The following is a 19,047-nucleotide window of genomic DNA, read 5'->3' as shown; positions in this document are numbered from 1 at the left end:
TCAGTCGTCGCGTTCCATGTTGGCGAACGTTTTCGTAGTAAGTCCCAGGATGTGAGCGTTCCAGTCTTGGTCATCTTGCTCAGCCTCCGCCTTTGTTTTAGTTTGTAGTTCCAGTAGGGAGGGATCGGAGCTGTCGTCTCGCTCCAACTGAGCCTCGGTTTTAGTGGTCAACTCCGCCAAGTTCGACAGAGCTTCGACGATTGGTGCGCCCTCCACTAGCCATACATGCCGCTGCCTACAGTACGTCCCCGGCAACTGCGCGTTCCCGGTGCGCTCAGTGGCCAATGTCGTAAGCAGCGGGCTGATACGCCCCGCTGGGGATGGTTGTAGTTCGGTCTCTGCCATGGCTTCTTCCTTCGGGCGGTGCTCTTGCCATATCTTATTCGTAACATGGCGACACACTGTCGAGCCACCTCCTCGAAGTTTCACGCAGCCACATTGAAGCACCACTCTGTCTCATGATGAGGATTGCCCCAACATGATTAGCCAGAGTGAGAAGGCTGCCCGGGGCGGTGGGCCGCAAGCCCGCGGGCAGCCACTGCTCTTGACCACGAGCATGCCGTGGCCCGATGGGGGAAATCAGCACGCCGCCACCCTCCATCACATCCTCGAACTTAGAAGGGCAGGCCGAATATGCAGTCTCAAATGCAGCAGAGCAAAATGCACCGCCCCTAGAGAACGGCGCATCAAGGCGCGCAATCAGTATGCCGACGCCACCATCGACTGCAACTGGTCGATCACCCCAGGCTCGACGAACACGCACGCCTGCTTGTCCTCGATCGGCACGTTGAACACCTGCGCGAACACCTCGCGCCGCAGGTGGGCCAGCCGGCCCGTGCGATATGCCTGCTCGGGCTTCAAGCGCCCACCCGCAGCCGCGCCGCTGCGCTCGGGGTCGCACTCGACCAAGGCGACAAAGCCATCGTCGGACATCTTCTGATGTTCGGGACACAGGCCCCAGCCCGTCGTCGTATGGCGCTTCATGCTCGCGCGCAGGCGCTTGTCCAGCAACAAGCTGCCAGTGTCGAAAGAAGCACCGCACACAAGGCACACGCGCTGCTCCAGTGAAACGTAGGATTTGTCGTCCATGATGGTCTCCGGTTACTCGGGCGGAATTGCCCGGAACCGTCGCCCTCACGGCGCAGCGCAGCAGTCAGGGGTCGAAGACGGCCGCCAGGACGCAAGCGCGCATGGCGCGCGCCGCCCTTGACGGCGAGCACGGCGTGATACGGTGAAGGGACACAGCAAGCCGCCCCAACCACCTCACCCTGTATTCGTTACGCAGACCCGCCAGGGCCGCAGCAGCGTCACCAGGCGCAGCAAAAAAAGGGAGCCGAAGCCCCCTCGGTCAGATCAGGCCGCGCTCCGCGAACGACAGCACCGTCGGCCCAGCTACGATCAGGTGATCGAGCACCCGAACGTCGATCAGCGACAGCGCGCTCTTCAAAGCCTGCGTCAGCGCCTCGTCGGCCCTCGACGGATCAGCCACACCTGAAGGGTGGTTGTGCACCAGCACCAGGGCCGAAGAACCACGCATCAAGGCGTCCTTGACAACCTCGCGCGGGTACACCGATGTCTGGCTCACCGTGCCACGGAACATCTCCACGTAGTCCAGCACCCGGTTCTGCGCATCCAGATGCAAGGCAGCAAAGATCTCGTGCGGCAGCGTACCCAGCCGCGTCCGCAGGAAATCCTTGACCACAGCCGGCGAGTCCAGCAGGTTTGCGCCACGCACCTGGCTGGCCAGCACCCGCTGCGCAGCCTGCAACACCTCATCGGCCACAGCCGGCCGGTACTGCCCTGCCCCGTCGCAGACCATCAGTGACGAAGAAGAAGCGAAAGCGAAGGAATCGAGGGAAGAGAACAGATCGTGCGTCATGACAAACTCCAGTGATCGGGCGGGATTGCCCGAGACCGGAGACGGCACGCCGCAGCGCAGTGGTCACAGGTTCGCAGACGGCCACAGGCCGCAAGCGTGCAGCGCACGCGCAGACCTTGAGCGCGAGAACGGCGTGACAGGATGGAGGGAACCAGCAAGCCAGCCCACACCGCCACGCAACCCGAATGGCAAGCGCAGCGCGCAGGCCCGGATCAGCGAGCCGGGCCGGAGGCGTCAGCCGAGCGCAGCGAGGGGACGATGGAAGCCCGATAGGGGCGAGACGCCGTAGGCGGCTCGATGCGCAAGCACGACAGCGCGACGGCGGAACGCCGGGACGCCCAGGGTTTTCAGGCAGCACAGAGAACGATCCGCCAGACACCGTCGAGCGAATTTCCCAGACACTGTCTCGGAAATCCCAGGCGAAGCCATCTCCCTGCGAAGCCGCGAAATGTCGTATCGGTGATACGAGAATTCGGCCCGGCCGTCGCACGCTCGTCTACGCCCATGCACGCCCACGCAGGTTTTCTGTTCGGCCTTCACCCGACACACTTGATCCTCGACACGGCCATCGAACTTTGTTGGCGTCGTGAGTTGAACGTGAGCGGAGGTCAACATGGGCAATCCGAGCCAGTGGGTACTCATCAAGCGCTTTGCCGAGATCACCGGCTACAGCGAAAACGCCGTGCGTCACAAGATCAAGGGCGGCGTCTGGATCGAAGGCCGCATCTGGAAAAAGGCCCCGGATGGGCGTATCTTCGTGAACCTGGGCGAATTCGAGCGCTGGGTCGAAAGCGATGCGCTTGCCCATGCCTTCTAGTCCCTTTGGAGTGGGGACGGTCACGGCGGAAATTCAAGGAATTACGCATGCGCTCATTGAGCGTACAATACGTCCGCGTAGTTCCCTCCCGGCCGCGCCTGCGGATCGGGCTTTCGCTACCGGCGCCATGAACGCCCCGAAACCTCACAACCCTACACCCGACGCCATCCGCAAAGCTCGCCTCGCCGTGGGGCTCACGCAGACAGAGGCCGCGCACACGGTGCGCGCCTCGCTGCGTGGGTGGCAGCAATGGGAGGCCGGCGATCGAGCCATGCCACCCGGTCTGTTCGAGCTGTTCATGCTCAAGACCGGCCAGTGGCCTCTCGATGGCATCTCCGATAGGCAACCTGTGAGGTAAGAGATGGCGAAAACAGCGGCAACCAATACGGGCTTCCCCGGCGTTGAAGCGCGCGGCAATTCGATTCGCGTGTTCTTCATGTTCAAGCGCGACCGTTATAGCTACACGCTGCGCCTTGAACCGACTCGAAACAATGTCAAGCATGCTGATCGGTTGCGAAGCGCAGCGCTGGTCGCGCTGAGGAATGGCACATACAACGAGGCAGACTTCTTCCCGCACGCGCGCTCGGCCGCGAGCATGGCACCTGGCAAGCGCGTGAGTGACCTGTGCGAGCGCTACAAGCCGCTCAAGGCCGTGGACATCACGCCGGAAACCCAGGAGCGCTACGAAACAGCGCTCAACATCTGCGTGACTACGCTCGGCGGCAACCGCATGGTCGATTCCCTGCTCCCCGAGGACATCCAGAAACTGCGCGTGGACCTGATCGCCACGCGGGCCGTGTCCACGGTGAATCACTATCTGGCGACTTTCTCCGGCTTCCTCTATTGGTGCGAGAGCAACAACTACTGCCGCGAGCTTGGCAAGCACTGCGTGCGCTTCACCAAGAGCATCAAGGACCCGGACCCACTGCTCTACGAGGAATACCTAGCGCTGATCGAGAAGGGGTGCCTGCACCCCATCGACAAGGCGGCCGTGACGGTGGCCGTCTATACCGGACTGCGACCGGGCGAACTGTGCGCCCTCGCCGCGGAGGACGTGGCGCCGGACTTCAGCCGGATCACGGTGCGCCGCTCGATCACGCAATCCGTGACTTTCAAGGTTCCGAAGACGAAGAAAGAGCGCACAGTTCTTCTTCAGCCGCCGGCGCGGGAGGCGATGAAGGTGCTGGTCGCCGACGCCGAGACGCGCAAGGCAGCCGACCTCACGGTGTGGCTTAATCGTCATGAATCGCGCATTGACCATGTGCGCGTGCTGTTGTCACCGAAGACGCAGGCGCGCAAGGCCATCGTGAACGACTACTTCGTGCCGAGCGCCTGGAACACCAAGTGGGGCAACCTCGTGCGGCGCGCCGGGATTCGTGCGCGGCCGGCCTACCAGACCCGCCACACGTTCGCCTGCTGGAACCTGACGGCTCGGGGCAACCTGGCCTTCATCGCCAACCAGATGGGGCACAAGGACTATTCGATGCTGGTCGAGGTCTATGGCCGATGGATAGACACGGAGTCCTCCAGGGAGCTTGAGCGCATCTGGGAGGGCATGCAAAACATGGCTCAGATTACACCAAAATTACACCAAAAAGTGATCGAAGAAAGCGTAAGTTGTTGATTTCAATGGAAAAAATAGACTTCTCTGCGCATACGCCGATGATGCAGCAGTACCTGCGCATCAAGGCCGAACATCCGGACACGCTGCTGTTCTACCGGATGGGCGATTTCTACGAGCTGTTCCATGACGATGCCGAAAAGGCCGCGCGGCTGCTCGACATCACGCTGACCTCGCGCGGGCAATCGGGCGGCGTGCCGATCCGCATGGCCGGCATTCCGTTCCACTCGGTCGAGCAGTACCTGGCCAAGCTGGTCAAGCTGGGCGAATCCGTGGCCATCTGCGAACAGATCGGCGATCCCGCCGCCAGCAAGGGGCCGGTCGAGCGCAAGGTCGTGCGCATCGTCACGCCGGGCACGCTGACCGACGCCGCGTTGCTGCCGGACAAGGCCGATACGTTCCTGATGGCCGTGCACCAGCAGACCACGCGCCGCGGCATCAGCAAGACCGGCCTGGCATGGCTGAACCTCGCCAGCGGCGAACTGCGCCTGATGGAATGCGAGGCCGCGCAACTGGCGCGCGAGCTCGAGCGCATCCGTCCCGCCGAGCTGCTGCATGCCGACGGCATCGACCTCCCCACGCTGGCCTGCGCCCGTACCCGCCTGCCGGAATGGCACTTCGACCAGGACGCCGGCACGCGCCGGCTGCGCGAACAGATCGGCGTGGCCAGCCTGGAGCCGTTCGGTTGCGCCGGCCTGGGCGCCGCGCTCGGCGCGGCCGGGGCACTGCTCAACTACGCAGCCACCACGCAGGGCCAATCGCTGCGGCACGTCCAGGGCGTGACGGTCGAGCGCGAGACGGAATTCGTCGGCCTCGATACCGCCACGCGCCGCAACCTGGAACTGACCGAAACCCTGCGCGGCGGCGAAGCCCCCACGCTGTTCTCGCTGCTCGATACCTGCGCCACCGCAATGGGCAGCCGCGCCTTGCGCCACTGGCTGCATCACCCGCTGCGCGACCCGGCCTTGCCACAGGCGCGCCAGCAGGCCATCGGCGCGCTGATCGCGCAAAACCCCGAGCGCGTGCGCGGCGTGCTGCGCCGGCTTGCCGACGTGGAGCGCATTACCTCGCGTCTGGCGCTGCTGTCGGCGCGACCGCGCGACCTGTCGTCGCTGCGCGACACGCTGCGCGCGCTGCCGGAAGTCCAGGCCAGCGTCACGGTGGTCGACGACGCGCCGCTGCTGGCGCAGACCGTCGAGGACCTTGCCGTGCCGCAGGACTGCCTGGACCTGCTGGTACGCGCGGTGGCGGACGAACCGTCGACCGTGATCCGCGATGGCGGCGTGATCGCGCGCGGCTACGATGCCGACCTCGACGAATTGCGCGATATCTCGGAGAACTGCGGCCAGTTCCTGATCGACCTGGAAACCCGCGAGCGCGCGCGCACCGGCATCGCCAACCTGCGGGTGGAATACAACCGCGTGCATGGCTTCTATATCGAAGTCACCAATGGTCAGGCCGACAAGGTGCCCGACGACTATCGCCGGCGCCAGACCCTCAAGAACGCCGAGCGCTATATCACGCCGGAACTGAAGGCATTCGAGGACAAGGCGCTGTCGGCGCAGGACCGCGCGCTCGCCCGCGAAAAGCAGCTCTACGATGCGCTGCTGCAGCAGTTGTTGCCGCATATCGGCGGCCTGCAGCGCGTGGCCGGCGCCCTTGCCCGGCTCGACGTGCTGGCCGCGCTGGCGGAGCGCGCGCAGACGCTCGACTGGACGCAGCCCGAGCGCGTCGGCGAGAACGTGATCGATATCGTGCAGGGACGCCACCCCGTGGTGGAAGGTCAGCTCGCAGCCGAGTCGGTGGCGTTTATCGCCAATGACTGCCAGTTGACGGAAGCGCGCAAGCTGCTGCTGATCACCGGCCCGAACATGGGCGGCAAATCGACCTTCATGCGCCAGACCGCGCTGATCGTGCTGCTCGCATGCGTGGGCGCGTGGGTGCCGGCACGGCGCGCGGTGCTCGGTCCGGTCGACCGCATCTTCACGCGTATCGGCGCCGCCGACGATCTGGCCGGCGGCCGCTCGACCTTCATGGTCGAGATGACCGAGGCGGCCGGCATTCTCCATCACGCCACGCCGTCGAGCCTGGTGCTGATGGACGAGATCGGCCGCGGCACCTCGACCTTCGACGGGCTTGCGCTCGCGTGGGCGATCGCGCGCCACCTGCTGTCGCACAATCGCAGCCACACGCTGTTTGCCACGCACTACTTCGAGCTCACGCAACTGCCGCAGGAGTTTCCGCAGGCCGCCAACGTGCACCTGTCGGCGGTGGAGCATGGCGACGGCATCGTCTTCCTGCATGCCGTGCAGGACGGCCCCGCGAGCCAGAGCTACGGCCTGCAGGTGGCGCAGCTGGCCGGCGTGCCACAGCCGGTGATCCGCGCGGCGCGCAAGCACCTGGCCTGGCTGGAACAGCAATCGACCGATGCCACGCCCACCCCGCAGCTCGACCTGTTTGCCGCGCCGGACACGCCGCCGGGCGACGAGGAACAGGATGGCGAGCACGATGACGACCTGCATCGCGACGGCACGCAGGGGGCCGCCACGCCCGAGCAGGCGGCGCTGTTCGAGGCCATGTCCGACCTCGACCCGGACAGCCTGACGCCGCGCGATGCGCTCGACGCGCTCTACCGGCTCAAGGCGCTCGCCAGCGGCGCGGCGCAGTCATGACGCCACGGCGCGGGCTCGTGTGGGCACTGGCCGCGCTGACGGCCGTCGCCTTGCAGTTGCCCGCGCATGCCGCGCGCACCAGCAAGGTCGCGCCGCCGCCTGCGCCCGCCGTGCAGCCTCTGCGCATCGCCCTGCTCGCCGACCTGCCGCAATGGCCGGCGGCGGAAGCCAGCACCGCCGCGCTGTTCAATCTGCTTGCCAGTCGCCAGGTAGATCTGGCCGTGCATGCCGGCGGCATCAAGGGCGATACCGAATCCTGCGGCGACGCCCTGCTGCTCGCGCGCAAGCAGTTGCTCGACGATGCGCCGCTGCCGCTGCTGTACGTGCCCGGTGAAGCCGACTGGGCCGAATGCCATCAGCCCATCAACGGCAAGTTCGACGCGCCGGAGCGGCTCAACCGCCTGCGCGAACTGTTCTTCCCGGTGGATGCGACGCTCGGCCGGCGCACGCTACCCCTGGTCCGGCAATCGGACCAGGCGCTGTTCCGCAGCTATCGCGAGAATGCCCGGCTGGTGCTCGGCAACGTGATGGTGGTGGGCATGAACCTGCCCGGCGACAACAACCATTACCGCACCGAGGGCGGTCGCAACAGCGAGTTCGAGGACCGGCGCGAAGCCAACCGGCAATGGCTGGCACGCGCGTTCTCGGTGGCGGAGCAACGCGACCTGGCCGGTATCGTTATCGTGGTCCATGGCGATCCGCAGTTCGGCAACGGCTGGGAAAAGCGCGGCAGGCCGACTTTGCTCGACGGCTTTCTGCGCCATGGCACGCGCGACGGCTATCTGGAGTTCAAACGGCAATTGCGTGAGCTTACGCCGCGTTATGCGGGGCAGGTGCTGCTGGTGCACGCGAGCCTCGGCGGGTTCAGCGTCGACAAGCCGCTGCGCGAAAACTCCGGCAAGGTCATCGCCAATTTCACGCGCGTGGCGTTGCCGGTTGGCACTCCCGCACAGTGGACCGAGCTGATGGTGATGCCGGGCACGCGCTCGGTGTTCCAGGTACGGCTGCAGGACGGGCCCAAGCCCGATTGAGCAGTGCGCGGCGCGGCAGCAATAAAAAAGCCGGCAACCCGTGCCGGCTTTCGTGTCGATGCAGACGCCGCTCAGTGCAGCGTGCGGCTGGCGCCGTCTTCGTCCTCGTCTTCATCCACCACTTCGATACCCGATGCGCCATGGGCGTGGCCATGTTCGACTTCCTCTGTGGTGGCTTCACGCACGCCCGACACCTTGAGCCAGAAGCGCAGCGCCATGCCGGCCAGCGGATGGTTGCCGTCGAGCACGACCTTGTCTTCCGCCACGTCGGTCACCGTGTAGATGATGGAGTCATCGTCATCGCCGTCCTCGGGCACGCCTTCGAACTGCATGCCGACTTCGAGCGGCTCGGGAAAACGGTCGCGCGGTTCCACCTTGACGAGCTCGGCGTCGTAATCGCCGAACGCGTCATCGGGCTCGAGCTGCAACTGGGTTTCGAAGCCCGCGTCGTGGCCGTCCAGCGCTTCCTCGATCTTGGGGAACGTGCCATCATAGCCGCCGTGCAAATAGACCATCGGCTCGTCCGATTCCTCGATCAGATTGCCCTGCGCGTCCGAGAGTTTGTACACCACGGACACCACCGTGTTCTTAGCGATTTTCAATTCTTGACTCCATGAGCGATTCCGCATTATACGCGCAGGCTTTGCCTGCGGGCCCCATTGATCCCGATGCGCCGCTCGCCCTGCTTGGCGGCATGACGCCCGCGGCGTTCATGCGTGACGTCTGGCACCGCAAACCCTTGCTGATTCGACAGGCCGTGCCTGGAATCGTGCCACCTGTGTCGCGCGAATCGCTTTTTTCGCTCGCCGACCGAGACGACGTGGAGTCGCGCCTGGTGTCGTACTTTCGCAACCGCTGGAAGCTCGAGCACGGTCCGTTCGCGGCCGAGAACCTGCCCTCGCGCAAGACGCGCCAGTGGTCGCTGCTGGTCCAGGGCGTCAACCTGCATGACCGCGCGACGGCCGAGCTGATGAGCCAGTTCCGCTTCATTCCCGATGCGCGCCTCGATGACGTGATGATCAGCTACGCCACCGACGGCGGTGGCGTGGGTCCGCATTTCGATTCGTACGACGTATTTCTGCTGCAAGTCTCGGGCCGGCGCCGCTGGCGCATTTCCTCGCAGACCCGGCTCGACCTCGTGCCGAACCTGCCGCTCAAGATCCTGGCCGACTTCACCGCCGAAGAAGAATGGGTGCTGGAACCGGGCGACATGCTGTACCTGCCGCCGCAATACGCGCACGACGGCGTGGCCGAAGGCGAGTGCATGACCGCCTCGATCGGTTTCCGCGCACCGGCCTATCGCGAACTGGCGGGACACTTCCTCGCGTGGCTGTCGGAGACCGTCGAGGACAACGAGGCACTGGCCGGTCGCTACGCCGACGCTGGCGAGGCCGCCACCGTGACGCCCGCGATGCTTCCGGCCAACCTCACACGGGCGGTGACCGACCGTCTGGCCGCCATGCGCTGGACGCCCGCCATGGTGTCCGAGTTTCTCGGCACCCATTTGTCCGAACCCAAACCGGGCGTCGAGTTTGCCGAGGTGGGGGAAATCCCGCTGCGCAAATACGGCAAGCTGGCCCAGGCACATGGCGTGGTCCTTGCTCCCGCTTCCATAGCGCTCTATGACAGAACGCACTTCTTCCTCAATGGGGAAGCCTACGAGCCGCCGGCGGCGCTGGCCAAATGGCTACGTCGGCTCGCGGACAGGCGCTGTCTGACGCCCGCTGAGGTGACAGCATGCGCACCGCTGCCGGACCTGCTGGAAACCTTCCATGACTGGACCATGGAAGGCTGGTTGCAACTTGCGCCAGCGCGGGTGTAATAATGCGTAACAAGAGAACCGATAAATTTCGCCTGTACACAAGCCGGGAAAACGCGGATATAATCGCCCGCTGGCTCGTACTGTGTACCACTGCATTCTGCGGCACCAGGACGGCCTTCAGCTTTTTGGCTCTGGATCTGCCTGGAAGATTTTGCAGTTCAAGAGCGATAATTACCGGTAATTATTCATCGCCTGTTTTTGGTTATTAAAAGTTAAAGGACGAACAATGAAGAAGTCTCTCCTGATCGCTTCCCTGCTGGCCGCCGTTGCTCTCGCCGCTTGCGGCAAGAAGGAAGAAGCTGCCGCTCCGGCCGCTGACACTGCTGCTCCCGCCGCTGCTGCCCCGGCTGCCGACGCTTCGGCTCCCGCCGCTGCCGCTCCGGCTGCTGACGCTTCGGCTCCCGCCGCTGAAGCCCCGGCTGCCGACGCTTCGGCTCCGGCTGCTGACGCTTCGGCTCCGGCTGCCAAGCAGTAATCGGTTCGTTCCGTACAAAAAAGCCGGCTTCGCGCCGGCTTTTTTGTTGCCTGTCTTCACCCCTCGCTCCACGCCACCGCCTCAGCCCCGTACCGGCTGCCAGGCAAGCCCCTCTTCCTGGTCCGCGATCAGGATGTCGTCGAGTGTCACACCCAGCGCACCCGCCAGCGCCCCGGCCGCCAGTTCGCGCGTGTTGTTCTGTTTGCTCAGATGCGCCGCCACCACGCGCGCGAGGCCTGCATGCGCAACCTGCGCGAGAATGCTTGCCGCCACCTCGTTGGCGAGGTGACCGAAGTCCCCGCCAATGCGGCGCTTGAGCGAATACGGATAGGCCGAATTCCGCAACATCTCGCGGTCGTGATTGCACTCCAGCACCAACGCATGCACGCCCGCCAGCCGTGCCGTCACGTACGGCGTCTCCATGCCCGCATCGGTCAGTACGCCCAGCCGGGCATCGCCATCGGACAGCACGAACTGCAGCGGTTCCCGGGCGTCGTGGGGCACGGTGTAGGGCAGGATTTGCAGCCCCTTGACGGCAAAGCCGTGGTCGGCGCAGCACACCCGCACATCGGCAGCATCGGCGCCACGCAAGTGAGAGGTCGCCAGCCAGGTGCCGTGACTGGTATGCACGGGCAGGCCATGCCGCGCGGCAAACGCATAGGCCGAGCCGACGTGATCGCTATGTTCGTGCGTGACCAGCACGGCGTCGAGCTGCGCCGGTGTGACACCGAGGCGCTCCAGCCGGCGCGCGGTCTCGCGGATACCGAAGCCGCAATCGAGCAGTACGCGCGTGGTGCCGATGCCGTCGGACGATTCGATCAGCAGCGAGTTGCCCTCGCTGCCGCTGCCCAGAAAAGCAAAGCGCATCATCGATGCGCTCGCGGAAGAGGGTCAACACGATATGCCGCCCGATGTCCCACGGCGGCTGGCGCCGTGGGACGACTGTTGACGACAGCCGCCATCAGTGCAGCTGTTCGTCGAGCAGCGACAGGATGCGCTTGCCGATCTCGGTGTTCTCCGGCTGGCCGGCGTCATTCAGCACCGTCACCGTGGTACCCGTACCGTTGCCCTTCAGCGCCACGCGATACTTCTTCGCGGTCTTGCCGTCGTTGGCCTTGGTGAAGATACGCGAGAAGAAGCCGCGGTTGTCCACCTCGGAGCGCGGATCGACATAGCGCACGTAGTACAGCCCCTGTGCACGGTCGCGATCCTCGACGGTGAAGTTGACACGGTCGAGCGAAAGACCGACCGAACGCCAGGCGCGATCGAACGGCTCCGGCAGTTGCAGCACCGGCGCGCCGTTGACCTGCGAGAGGAACGACTTGTCCGGATTGGCGCTGGCGGCACCGGTTGCGGCGACGGCACCGATACCGGTCGCGGCCGGCGACACTTGCGGCGCCTGCGCGGCGGCGGAGTTGCCCACCGGCGTCGGGTTCTGCGCCATCCGGTCGGCCTGCTCCTTCTGCACGCCCAGGCGCTGGGCCAGGCGCGAAAGGAATTCCGCCTCGAGTTCCGGATCGGCCGGACGCGGGGTCCAGACCGTATTCGTCTTCTCCACGCCGGTCAGTTGTTCCTGCGCGCCACGGTGGCTGATATAGACCTCGAGCTGACCGTTCTGCGTGCGTTCCACCCGCGTACGGAACTTGTCGCGCTCCGAGGTCGAGTAGAGGCCGTCGAACACCTTGCCGATGGTCCGGCGGATCAGATCCTGCGGAATCTTGGCGCGGTTCTCGGCCCAGTCGGTTTCCATGATGCCGGTCTCGGGCGAGTCCTCCACCAGCAGAAAACCGTTCTCCTGCCAGAAGCCACGCAGCGTCTGCCACAGCTGGTCGGCACGCATGCCGTTGCTGATGACGAGCCAGCGCTGGTTGCCGTCGCGCTCCACGCGTACGCCGCTGGCGGTAGGCAACACGTTGTCGGTACCGGTCTGCTCGCGCGCGACCTTGTTGGCCTGGTTGTAGGTCGACAGCGTCGACGTGCCGGCCGCATCGGGCACGGTATAGCGACGATCGCCGTCGAGCTTGGTCAGGTCGGGCGGAATATCGAGCGATGCCGTCTTCTTGCCCTGCGACTTGTAGTCGATCTTGTCCGGCTGCATCGCCTCGTTGATGCTGCTGCAGCCTGCAATCAGGGTCATGGCCAGCACAGGCGCGACCACTGCGGCGCGGCGACCGACTTGCGTCGCGCCACGGCGGTTAAGCTTCAGTTTCATTGACACACAATCCTATTCAACGGGATATCGGCACGTCGCCGGAAGGCGCCGAAAATTAGGGCCGAAATTACAGGAAATCAGCCGAGCAGGCCGGCCCCGGCCAGCGCGCGGCGCACGGTGTCGTGCTGGCTGTCGGCCAGCGGCGTCAGCGGCAGGCGGATGCCGCCTTGCATGCGGCCCATCTGCTGCAGCGCCCACTTGACCGGGATCGGATTGGCCTCGACAAACATCGCCTTGTTGAGGTCGATCAGTTCCATATGCAGGCGGCGCGCGGTCACCACGTCGCCCTTCAGCGCCGCCACGCACATCTCGTGCATCTTGCGCGGTGCCACGTTGGCGGTCACCGAGATATTGCCCTTGCCACCGAGCAGGATCAGCGCCACCGCGGTGGGATCATCGCCGCTGTAGATGGCGAAGTCGGCCGGCGCGTCCTTGATCAGCTGCGCGGCGCGGTCGATATTGCCGGTGGCTTCCTTCACGCCGACGATGCCCGGCACCTGCGCCAGGCGCAGGATGGTGTCGTTGCTCATGTCCGCCACCGTGCGGCCCGGCACGTTGTACAACAGCACCGGCAGGTCCACGGCTTCCGCGATCGTGCGGAAATGGCGGTACATGCCTTCCTGCGTGGGCTTGTTGTAGTACGGCACCACCTGCAGCGATGCATCGGCACCGACCTGCCTGGCAAATGCCGTCAGCTCGATGGCCTCGCGCGTGGAATTGCCGCCGGTGCCGGCGATGATCGGGATGCGCTTGCCGGCCTGCTCCACGGCCACACGGATCAGCTCGCAGTGCTCATCGACATTGACGGTCGGCGATTCGCCGGTGGTGCCGACGATCACGATGGCGTCCGTGCCTTCGGCCACGTGCCAGTCCACCAGGGCGCGCAGGGCCGCGTAGTCCAGGCTGCCATCCTCATGCATCGGGGTCACGATGGCCACGATGCTGCCGGTAATCTGTGTCATATGTTCGGGAAACTCGGGATACGGATATTCCGCGATTGTACCGGAACCGTCCGCGGTTCCGACCACCCACGGGGTGAGGGAAAACGTCTACGAGTGCAACGTGTGCGGCGCCGTTCGCGCCGACACGAGCCTACCCAACGCCCGGGGGGACCGCAACGCCACCCGCACCCGGCAGGCGCTGCCCTGCCCGGCACTGCGGGCCGGCACTGCCGCCGGTGCCGGCATCGGCACCGACACCAACGCCGCTACGGCAGCGGATACCGCGGCGGCGGCGCGTCCGCTGCCCCCGGCGCCGCTTCCCGCACTGCACAAATACGCTGGACGAACACCGTGCGCGTCGCGCCGGGCTCCGCCGGCACCGCCAGCACGCCATCCTCGTAGCCCACTACCCGCAGCGGACCGCGCGCGACGTCCAGCAGTTCACCGGGACGCAACAGAAAATCGGGGCGCGACGGCCGCCCCACCGTCTCGTTGCCGGCCGCGAAGGTCTCGTAGACCAGCACGCCGCCCGGTGCGACGGCCGCCAGCAGGTGCGGCCAGAGGGGCCGGTGCAGGTAGTTGGTGACCACCACGGCGTCGAACGGCGGCAGCCCGGCCAGCGGCCAGTCGCCCTGCTCGAGGTCCGCCACGCGGCCGGCGATCGGCGCCGGCAGGGCGGCCACCGCCTGGGCATCGCGATCGACGGCGGTTACCTCGAACCCGCGCCCGGCCAGCCAGACGGCATGCCGGCCGGCGCCGCACGCCAGGTCGAGCACGCGCCCGCCCGGGCGGACCAGGTGCGCCCAGCGCACCACCCATGGGGAAGGCGCGGAACTCACTGCAGCAGCATCAGGATGGGTTGCAGCGCCAGCTGGATCAGCGTGCTGAGGAATGCGACCACGGGTTGCATCCACACCCGCGTGATGACGCCCGCCGCGACCAGCGCGAGCACCACGAAGATGCCATACGGTTCGATCCGGCTCACCGCCTGTGCGATGCGCTGCGGCAGGAGCGCGGTCAGCACGCGGCCGCCGTCGAGCGGTGGAATCGGGAACAGGTTGAACGCCGCCACCACCAGGTTGACCAGCACGCCGGCGCGCGCCATCGCGGTGAAAAACGGCTCTTCCACGCGCGCCAGCGTCAGGCCGATCAGGATCAGCGCCCACACGAAGGCTTGCAGGAGGTTGCTACCCGGGCCCGCCAGCGCTACCCACATGCCATGCCAGCGTGGATTGCGCAGACGGCCGAAGACCACCGGCACCGGCTTGGCGTAGCCAAACACGAACTGACCCTTGGTCAGGAAGTACAGCAGCAGCGGCACCGCGATGGTCCCGATCGGGTCGATATGGCGCACGGGATTGAGGCTGACCCGGCCCAGCACGTAGGCGGTGTTGTCGCCGAAATACTTCGACACGTAGCCATGCGCGGCTTCGTGCAGCGTGATGGCGAACAGGACCGGCAAGGCATAGACCGCGAAGGTCTGGATGAGAGAGGAATCCATGTTGCCATTGTACCCAGCGCGCGCAGCGCCGTGGATGGCAACGCCGCCGGCGAGCTGTCGTCGCATTGGACAGCGCCCGCTTCAGACCTCGGCGGAGAGGCCGAAGTGGGCCAGGTCGCCGCGCCCGGCACGCACCAGCGCGGGCTCGCCGCCGGTGAGGTCGATCACCGTGGTCGGCTGGGCCGGCGCGGGGCCGCCGCAGATCACGAGCTCCAGCTGCTTCTCGAGCCGCGCGCGAATCTCGGCCGGATCGTTGAGCGGCATGTCGTCGCCGGGGAGCTGCAACGTGGCCGAGATCAGCGGCTCGCCCAGCTCGGCCAGCAGCGCGAGCGGAATCGCATGGTCGGGCACGCGCACGCCAATGGTCTTGCGCGCCGGGTGCGAGAGCCGGCGCGGCACTTCCTTGGTGGCTTCGAGGATGAACACATAGGGGCCCGGCGTCGCGCCCTTGATCCACCGGTACTGGCGATTGTCCACGCGCGCAAAATTGCCGAGTTCCGACAGGTCGCTGCACATCAGGGTCAGGTGGTGCCGGTCATCGATGCCGCGCAGCCGCCGCAGACGCTCCACCGCGGCCTTGTCGTCGAGCTGGCAGGCCAGCGCGTGGCTGGAGTCGGTGGGCAGCGCGATCAGGCCGCCCTGGCGCACGATCTGCACGGCCTGCTTGATGAGGCGTGCCTGGGGATTGAGCGGATGGATCTCGAAGTACTGGGACATCGGCGCCGGGTGTCTGCCTGCTTCTGGGAATCCGAGGGGGGTCGGGTGGGGGCTCGGGTGGGGGCTCGGGCCGCGCTCGCGGCCGGGTTACCAGTCGTGCCAGACCGGCGTGACGGTGGACGGCAGCGGCGGCAGCGAGCCCAGCTCCACGCGCCCCTCGCCAGGGCCATGAAAGTCGGAGCCCCGCGACGCCAGCAACCCGTAGTGGCGCGCCACTTCGGCGTAACGGCGGAACTGGTCGGGCGTGTGGCTGCCGGTCACGACTTCCACCGCCTTGCCGCCGAGTTGCGTGAATTCGTCGAACAGCGCATCGTGCTGGGTCGGGGTGTAGTGATAGCGGCCCGGATGCGCCATCACGGCAATGCCGCCCGCCTTGACGATCCAGCCCACCGCGTCCGACAGCGAGGCCCAGCGGTGACCGACAAAGCCGGGACGCCCCTCGGACAGGTACTCGTCGAAGCAGTCGCCGATGGTCGCGCAGTGGCCGGCGTCCACCATCCAGCGCGCAAAGTGCGAGCGCGAGATGAGATCGGGATTACCGACGTAGCGCAGCGCACCCCGGTACGCATCGGCGATGCCGACCCGCGCCAGCGCCTCGGCAATATCCTGCGCGCGGCGTCCGCGTCCGTCGCGCGTACGCGCCAGGCCGTCGATCAGGTCGGGATGGAAAGGGTCGATCTGCAATCCGACGATATGCACGGTCTGGCCGGCCCAGGTGACGGAAATTTCCACACCCGGCACGTAGCGCATGCCCAGCGCCTCGGCGGCGTGGCGCGCCTCGGCCTGGCCGCCGAGCTCGTCGTGATCGGTCAATGCCCAGAATGCCACGCCGCCGGCACGGGCGCGGGCGGCGACATCGCCGGGCGATAGCACGCCGTCCGAAACGGTGGAATGGCAGTGCAGGTCGGCATTGATCGCGTGGGCGTTTTCCATGGCGTCATTCTACTCCCGGCACGTGCGTTGCGCCGCCCGCCCCACCCATGCGCGGGGCACGCCGGGGGCACCCGGCGCCGGATAGCCCTGCCCGCAATGCTGGCGTCGGCCGGGGCGCGCGGACAGGGCGGTATAGTGGCAGGCATTCGAGCGCATTCCCCCTCTCCTCGTCCATGTCCGACTCCCCCCGCCACCCCCCGCCGCCCCCCGCCGCCCCCGCCGCCCCTGCCACCCTCGCTGCCCCCTCCGCCGCCACGCTTGCCGACCGCGGCGAGCGCAGCGGGCGCACCGATGTATTGATCGTCGGTGCCGGGCCGGTCGGCCTGTTCGCCGCCTTCCAGGCCGGCGTGCTCGGCCTCGGCTGCCATCTGGTCGACGTGCTGGACCGCGCCGGCGGGCAATGTACCGAGCTGTACCCGGAAAAGCCGATCTACGACATTCCGGCCATTCCCGGCTGCAACGCGCAGGAACTGGTGGATCGCCTGCTCGAGCAATGCGCGCCGTTCGGCTTTCCGATGCACTTTGGCGAGCGCGCCGACAGCGTGACCGACATCACCGACGCGGACGGCCATGCGCGCCTGCTGGTGACGACCGACGCGGGCCGCCGCTTCGACGTGGCGGCGGTGCTGATCTGCGCCGGCGCCGGCGCGTTTGCGCCCCAGCGCGTGTCGCTGCCGGAAGCGACCGCGCTCGAGGGCCGGCACGTCCACTACGCCGTGCGCGATGTCGCCCGCTTTGCCGGCAAGCGTGTGATCGTTGCCGGTGGCGGCGACTCGGCGCTGGACTGGGCGCTGGCGCTGCGCAAAGTGGCCGCGCGGGTGACGCTGCTGCACCGGCGCGAAGGCTTCCGTGCGGCCGACCATACGGTGGCGTCGATGCGCGCGGCCGTGGCGGCCGGCGAGATGGATTTCATGGTGGGCATGCTCGGCGCGCTGCGGACCACCGATGCCGCCGGGGCCACCGGGGCCACCGAGGGCGCGCTGACCGCGGCGCAGATCAAGACCCGCGACGGCGACCGCGAGGTGCCGGTCGACGACGTGATTGCGCTCTACGGCCTGGTCTCCGAGCCGGGACCGATTGCGCACTGGGATATGGACATGCGCGCGGGCCGCATCCTGGTCGACACCACGACGTACGAAAGCTCCCGCCGCGGGCTGTTTGCGGCCGGCGATATCGCGTTCTACGCCAACAAGCAGAAGCTCATCCTGTCCGGCTTCCACGAGGCCGCGCTCGCGCTGCGCAAGGCGTACCACTACGCCTTTCCGGACAAGTCGCTCGTGCATGTGCACACCAGCAACAACGCGGCGCTCAAGGAAAAGCTCACGCACGGCTGATGGGGGCGCTGAGGGGCGCTGAGGGGGCGACGATGGCGCAACCATGGGGCAACGAAAGGCGCGTCCACGCGTCGTCATGCCCCGGCCAGGAAGTCCTCGACCAGCCGCGCCACCCGCTCGGGCTGGTCGTGGTGGAGCATGTGGCCGGCATCGTCCACCACCGCCTCCCGGAAGTGCGGAAAGGCGCGAAAGCGTGCGCGGAAGTCGGCCACCGGCTCCTGGTCCGCCAGGCGCGCCAGCGTGGTCGAGGCGCGCCCCTCCACATGCAGCACCGGCGCCGTCACCCGCGACCAGATCGCCATGATCTCGTCGATGCGGTACAGCGTGGGATTGATCATCTTGTGGGCCGGATCGGCCAGCAATTCCCATTGCCCGGCCGCATTGCGGCGCGACCAGTGCGCGGCCAGGAAGGCGGCGCGATCGTCGCGCAGCCGCGGATTGGTCTTCTGCAGCCGCTCGGCCACCTCGCGCTCGCTCGCGTAGGTCCGCAGCCCGGGCGGCGCGCGCAGTTCGTCGAGCCAGTGGGCCAGGCGGCCCGCGGCCTGTTCCGGCTGCGTGCGCGTCATGCCAAAGCCTTCCAGATCCACCACGCGGCGCACGCGCTGCGGGCGCACGCCGGCATAGATGCAGACGATATTGGCCCCCATGCTATGGCCGACGAGGTCCACCTGCCCTTCGGGCTGATAGTGGTCCAGCAACGCTTCGAGGTCGGCCACATAGTCGCCAAACCAGTACGACTGCGTGCCGGGGTAGCGGCTCGGCCAGTCGGTCTCGCCAAACCCGCGCCAGTCCATCGCGATCACGTGCCAGCGCCGCTCCAGCGCGTCGACCAGAAACTGGAACGAGGCGGCCACGTCCATCCAGCCGTGCAGCATGAACAGCCGGGGGGCCCCCGGAGTGCCCCAGTGACGGACGTGCGTGCGCAGCCCGCGCAGCGTGATAAATTCCGAACGCGATGTTTCCGTGATGGTCATGGTGCTTTCCGGGCCCAGGACCGGCATGGGAACCTGGACAAAAATAGAACGATCGTTCGATTGATGGAGGATTATAACGATCCTGCCGTGCCGACGACAGTTCGTACAACCGGAGACA

19 protein-coding genes are annotated in these 19,047 nt (G+C 66.6%); 7 read left to right on the top strand and 12 right to left on the bottom strand.

Features of this window, described 5'->3' with window-relative positions; all coding sequences use genetic code 11:
• The 3 genes from DFLDMN_RS00880 to radC form a co-directional block, all read right to left on the bottom strand.
• Positions 1-345 carry a hypothetical protein gene (locus DFLDMN_RS00880; protein ID WP_423196655.1) on the bottom strand — a complete coding sequence of 115 codons (345 nt, stop codon included), beginning with the start codon at positions 343-345 and terminating at the stop codon, positions 1-3.
• A 354-nt stretch (positions 346-699) separates the two neighbouring features.
• Positions 700-1,089 carry an ATPase gene (locus DFLDMN_RS00875; protein WP_423196654.1) on the bottom strand — a complete coding sequence of 130 codons (390 nt, stop codon included), beginning with the start codon at positions 1,087-1,089 and terminating at the stop codon, positions 700-702.
• 259 nt (positions 1,090-1,348) lie between these two features.
• Positions 1,349-1,879 (bottom strand): RadC family protein, encoded by a 531-nt coding sequence (gene radC / locus DFLDMN_RS00870; RefSeq protein ID WP_423196653.1) that lies wholly within the window; start codon positions 1,877-1,879, stop codon positions 1,349-1,351.
• A 613-nt stretch (positions 1,880-2,492) separates the two neighbouring features.
• Between radC and DFLDMN_RS00865 the strand changes: the two genes are divergently transcribed.
• The 4 genes from DFLDMN_RS00865 (at position 2,493) to DFLDMN_RS00850 (ending at position 8,020) form a co-directional block, all read left to right on the top strand.
• Positions 2,493-2,696 carry an excisionase gene (locus DFLDMN_RS00865; RefSeq protein WP_423196652.1) on the top strand — a complete coding sequence of 68 codons (204 nt, stop codon included), beginning with the start codon at positions 2,493-2,495 and terminating at the stop codon, positions 2,694-2,696.
• A gap of 361 nt (positions 2,697-3,057) precedes the next feature.
• A complete protein-coding gene (locus tag DFLDMN_RS00860; RefSeq protein ID WP_423196651.1) occupies positions 3,058-4,320 on the top strand; it encodes a tyrosine-type recombinase/integrase in 1,263 nt (420 codons plus the stop codon).
• A gap of 5 nt (positions 4,321-4,325) precedes the next feature.
• Entirely contained in the window at positions 4,326-6,989 is a 2,664-nt protein-coding gene (gene mutS / locus DFLDMN_RS00855; RefSeq protein WP_423196650.1) for a DNA mismatch repair protein MutS, read from the top strand.
• On the top strand, positions 6,986-8,020 hold the full coding sequence (locus DFLDMN_RS00850) for a hypothetical protein (protein ID WP_423196649.1): 1,035 nt from the start codon (positions 6,986-6,988) through the stop codon (positions 8,018-8,020). Before mutS ends, DFLDMN_RS00850 begins: the two co-directional genes overlap by 4 nt.
• 71 nt (positions 8,021-8,091) lie before the next feature.
• Here DFLDMN_RS00850 and DFLDMN_RS00845 read toward each other — a convergent pair whose 3' ends face one another.
• Positions 8,092-8,622 carry an FKBP-type peptidyl-prolyl cis-trans isomerase gene (locus DFLDMN_RS00845; RefSeq protein ID WP_423196648.1) on the bottom strand — a complete coding sequence of 177 codons (531 nt, stop codon included), beginning with the start codon at positions 8,620-8,622 and terminating at the stop codon, positions 8,092-8,094.
• A gap of 11 nt (positions 8,623-8,633) precedes the next feature.
• On the opposite strand from DFLDMN_RS00845, the gene DFLDMN_RS00840 reads away from it, so the two are divergent.
• Together DFLDMN_RS00840 and DFLDMN_RS00835 are read left to right on the top strand one after the other, a co-directional pair.
• Positions 8,634-9,842, top strand: a complete 1,209-nt coding sequence (locus DFLDMN_RS00840; protein ID WP_423196647.1) for a JmjC domain-containing protein — start codon at positions 8,634-8,636, stop codon at positions 9,840-9,842.
• A 226-nt stretch (positions 9,843-10,068) separates the two neighbouring features.
• Positions 10,069-10,317, top strand: a complete 249-nt coding sequence (locus DFLDMN_RS00835) for a hypothetical protein (protein WP_423196646.1) — start codon at positions 10,069-10,071, stop codon at positions 10,315-10,317.
• An 81-nt stretch (positions 10,318-10,398) separates the two neighbouring features.
• On the opposite strand, the gene DFLDMN_RS00830 is transcribed toward DFLDMN_RS00835, so the two are convergent.
• The 7 genes from DFLDMN_RS00830 to DFLDMN_RS00800 form a co-directional block, all read right to left on the bottom strand.
• Positions 10,399-11,187, bottom strand: a complete 789-nt coding sequence (locus DFLDMN_RS00830; protein ID WP_423196645.1) for an MBL fold metallo-hydrolase — start codon at positions 11,185-11,187, stop codon at positions 10,399-10,401.
• A gap of 91 nt (positions 11,188-11,278) precedes the next feature.
• Positions 11,279-12,529, bottom strand: coding sequence for an outer membrane protein assembly factor BamC (bamC, locus tag DFLDMN_RS00825; protein WP_423196644.1), 1,251 nt, complete (start codon positions 12,527-12,529; stop codon positions 11,279-11,281).
• Positions 12,530-12,606: 77 nt separating this feature from the next.
• The gene (gene dapA / locus DFLDMN_RS00820) at positions 12,607-13,491 is read right to left on the bottom strand and encodes a 4-hydroxy-tetrahydrodipicolinate synthase (RefSeq protein ID WP_423196643.1); all 885 of its coding nucleotides are present in this window, start codon (positions 13,489-13,491) and stop codon (positions 12,607-12,609) included.
• Positions 13,492-13,736: 245 nt separating this feature from the next.
• Complete coding sequence (locus DFLDMN_RS00815; RefSeq protein WP_423196642.1) at positions 13,737-14,309, bottom strand: class I SAM-dependent methyltransferase; 573 nt, start codon at positions 14,307-14,309, stop codon at positions 13,737-13,739.
• Positions 14,306-14,971 (bottom strand): site-2 protease family protein, encoded by a 666-nt coding sequence (locus tag DFLDMN_RS00810; protein ID WP_423196641.1) that lies wholly within the window; start codon positions 14,969-14,971, stop codon positions 14,306-14,308. The genes DFLDMN_RS00815 and DFLDMN_RS00810 overlap by 4 nt, the downstream gene beginning before the upstream one ends.
• 81 nt (positions 14,972-15,052) lie before the next feature.
• Positions 15,053-15,688 carry an L-threonylcarbamoyladenylate synthase gene (locus tag DFLDMN_RS00805; RefSeq protein WP_423196640.1) on the bottom strand — a complete coding sequence of 212 codons (636 nt, stop codon included), beginning with the start codon at positions 15,686-15,688 and terminating at the stop codon, positions 15,053-15,055.
• A gap of 87 nt (positions 15,689-15,775) precedes the next feature.
• Positions 15,776-16,621 carry a 3',5'-nucleoside bisphosphate phosphatase gene (locus tag DFLDMN_RS00800; RefSeq protein ID WP_423196639.1) on the bottom strand — a complete coding sequence of 282 codons (846 nt, stop codon included), beginning with the start codon at positions 16,619-16,621 and terminating at the stop codon, positions 15,776-15,778.
• 173 nt (positions 16,622-16,794) lie between these two features.
• Between DFLDMN_RS00800 and DFLDMN_RS00795 the strand changes: the two genes are divergently transcribed.
• Positions 16,795-17,955, top strand: coding sequence for an NAD(P)/FAD-dependent oxidoreductase (locus tag DFLDMN_RS00795; RefSeq protein ID WP_423196638.1), 1,161 nt, complete (start codon positions 16,795-16,797; stop codon positions 17,953-17,955).
• Between the two features lie 74 nt (positions 17,956-18,029).
• Here the strand turns inward: DFLDMN_RS00795 and DFLDMN_RS00790 are convergent, their stop codons facing one another.
• The gene (locus DFLDMN_RS00790; RefSeq protein ID WP_423196637.1) at positions 18,030-18,929 is read right to left on the bottom strand and encodes an alpha/beta fold hydrolase; all 900 of its coding nucleotides are present in this window, start codon (positions 18,927-18,929) and stop codon (positions 18,030-18,032) included.
• Between the last annotated feature and the right edge of the window lie 118 nt (positions 18,930-19,047).

This window comes from Cupriavidus sp. H19C3 (genome assembly GCF_049393815.1).
In the GTDB taxonomy this organism is placed as follows: Bacteria; Pseudomonadota; Gammaproteobacteria; order Burkholderiales; family Burkholderiaceae; genus Cupriavidus.
Note: the sequence above shows the minus strand (reverse complement) of the source record. Positions and strands in the feature narration are given on the sequence as shown.

Excerpts from the sequence above, each read along its gene's own strand:
- DFLDMN_RS00805 (WP_423196640.1), bottom strand. The coding sequence starts at position 15,688 with ATGTCCCAGTACTTCGAGATCCATCCGCTCAATCCCCAGGCACGCCTC.
- DFLDMN_RS00835 (WP_423196646.1), top strand. The coding sequence starts at position 10,069 with ATGAAGAAGTCTCTCCTGATCGCTTCCCTGCTGGCCGCCGTTGCTCTC.
- DFLDMN_RS00795 (WP_423196638.1), top strand. The coding sequence starts at position 16,795 with ATGTCCGACTCCCCCCGCCACCCCCCGCCGCCCCCCGCCGCCCCCGCC.
- DFLDMN_RS00865 (WP_423196652.1), top strand. The coding sequence starts at position 2,493 with ATGGGCAATCCGAGCCAGTGGGTACTCATCAAGCGCTTTGCCGAGATC.
- DFLDMN_RS00880 (WP_423196655.1), bottom strand. The coding sequence starts at position 345 with ATGGCAGAGACCGAACTACAACCATCCCCAGCGGGGCGTATCAGCCCG.
- DFLDMN_RS00830 (WP_423196645.1), bottom strand. The coding sequence starts at position 11,187 with ATGATGCGCTTTGCTTTTCTGGGCAGCGGCAGCGAGGGCAACTCGCTG.
- DFLDMN_RS00810 (WP_423196641.1), bottom strand. The coding sequence starts at position 14,971 with ATGGATTCCTCTCTCATCCAGACCTTCGCGGTCTATGCCTTGCCGGTC.
- DFLDMN_RS00840 (WP_423196647.1), top strand. The coding sequence starts at position 8,634 with ATGAGCGATTCCGCATTATACGCGCAGGCTTTGCCTGCGGGCCCCATT.
- DFLDMN_RS00860 (WP_423196651.1), top strand. The coding sequence starts at position 3,058 with ATGGCGAAAACAGCGGCAACCAATACGGGCTTCCCCGGCGTTGAAGCG.
- radC (WP_423196653.1), bottom strand. The coding sequence starts at position 1,879 with ATGACGCACGATCTGTTCTCTTCCCTCGATTCCTTCGCTTTCGCTTCT.
- dapA (WP_423196643.1), bottom strand. The coding sequence starts at position 13,491 with ATGACACAGATTACCGGCAGCATCGTGGCCATCGTGACCCCGATGCAT.
- DFLDMN_RS00875 (WP_423196654.1), bottom strand. The coding sequence starts at position 1,089 with ATGGACGACAAATCCTACGTTTCACTGGAGCAGCGCGTGTGCCTTGTG.
- DFLDMN_RS00800 (WP_423196639.1), bottom strand. The coding sequence starts at position 16,621 with ATGGAAAACGCCCACGCGATCAATGCCGACCTGCACTGCCATTCCACC.
- mutS (WP_423196650.1), top strand. The coding sequence starts at position 4,326 with ATGGAAAAAATAGACTTCTCTGCGCATACGCCGATGATGCAGCAGTAC.
- DFLDMN_RS00790 (WP_423196637.1), bottom strand. The coding sequence starts at position 18,929 with ATGACCATCACGGAAACATCGCGTTCGGAATTTATCACGCTGCGCGGG.
- bamC (WP_423196644.1), bottom strand. The coding sequence starts at position 12,529 with ATGAAACTGAAGCTTAACCGCCGTGGCGCGACGCAAGTCGGTCGCCGC.
- DFLDMN_RS00850 (WP_423196649.1), top strand. The coding sequence starts at position 6,986 with ATGACGCCACGGCGCGGGCTCGTGTGGGCACTGGCCGCGCTGACGGCC.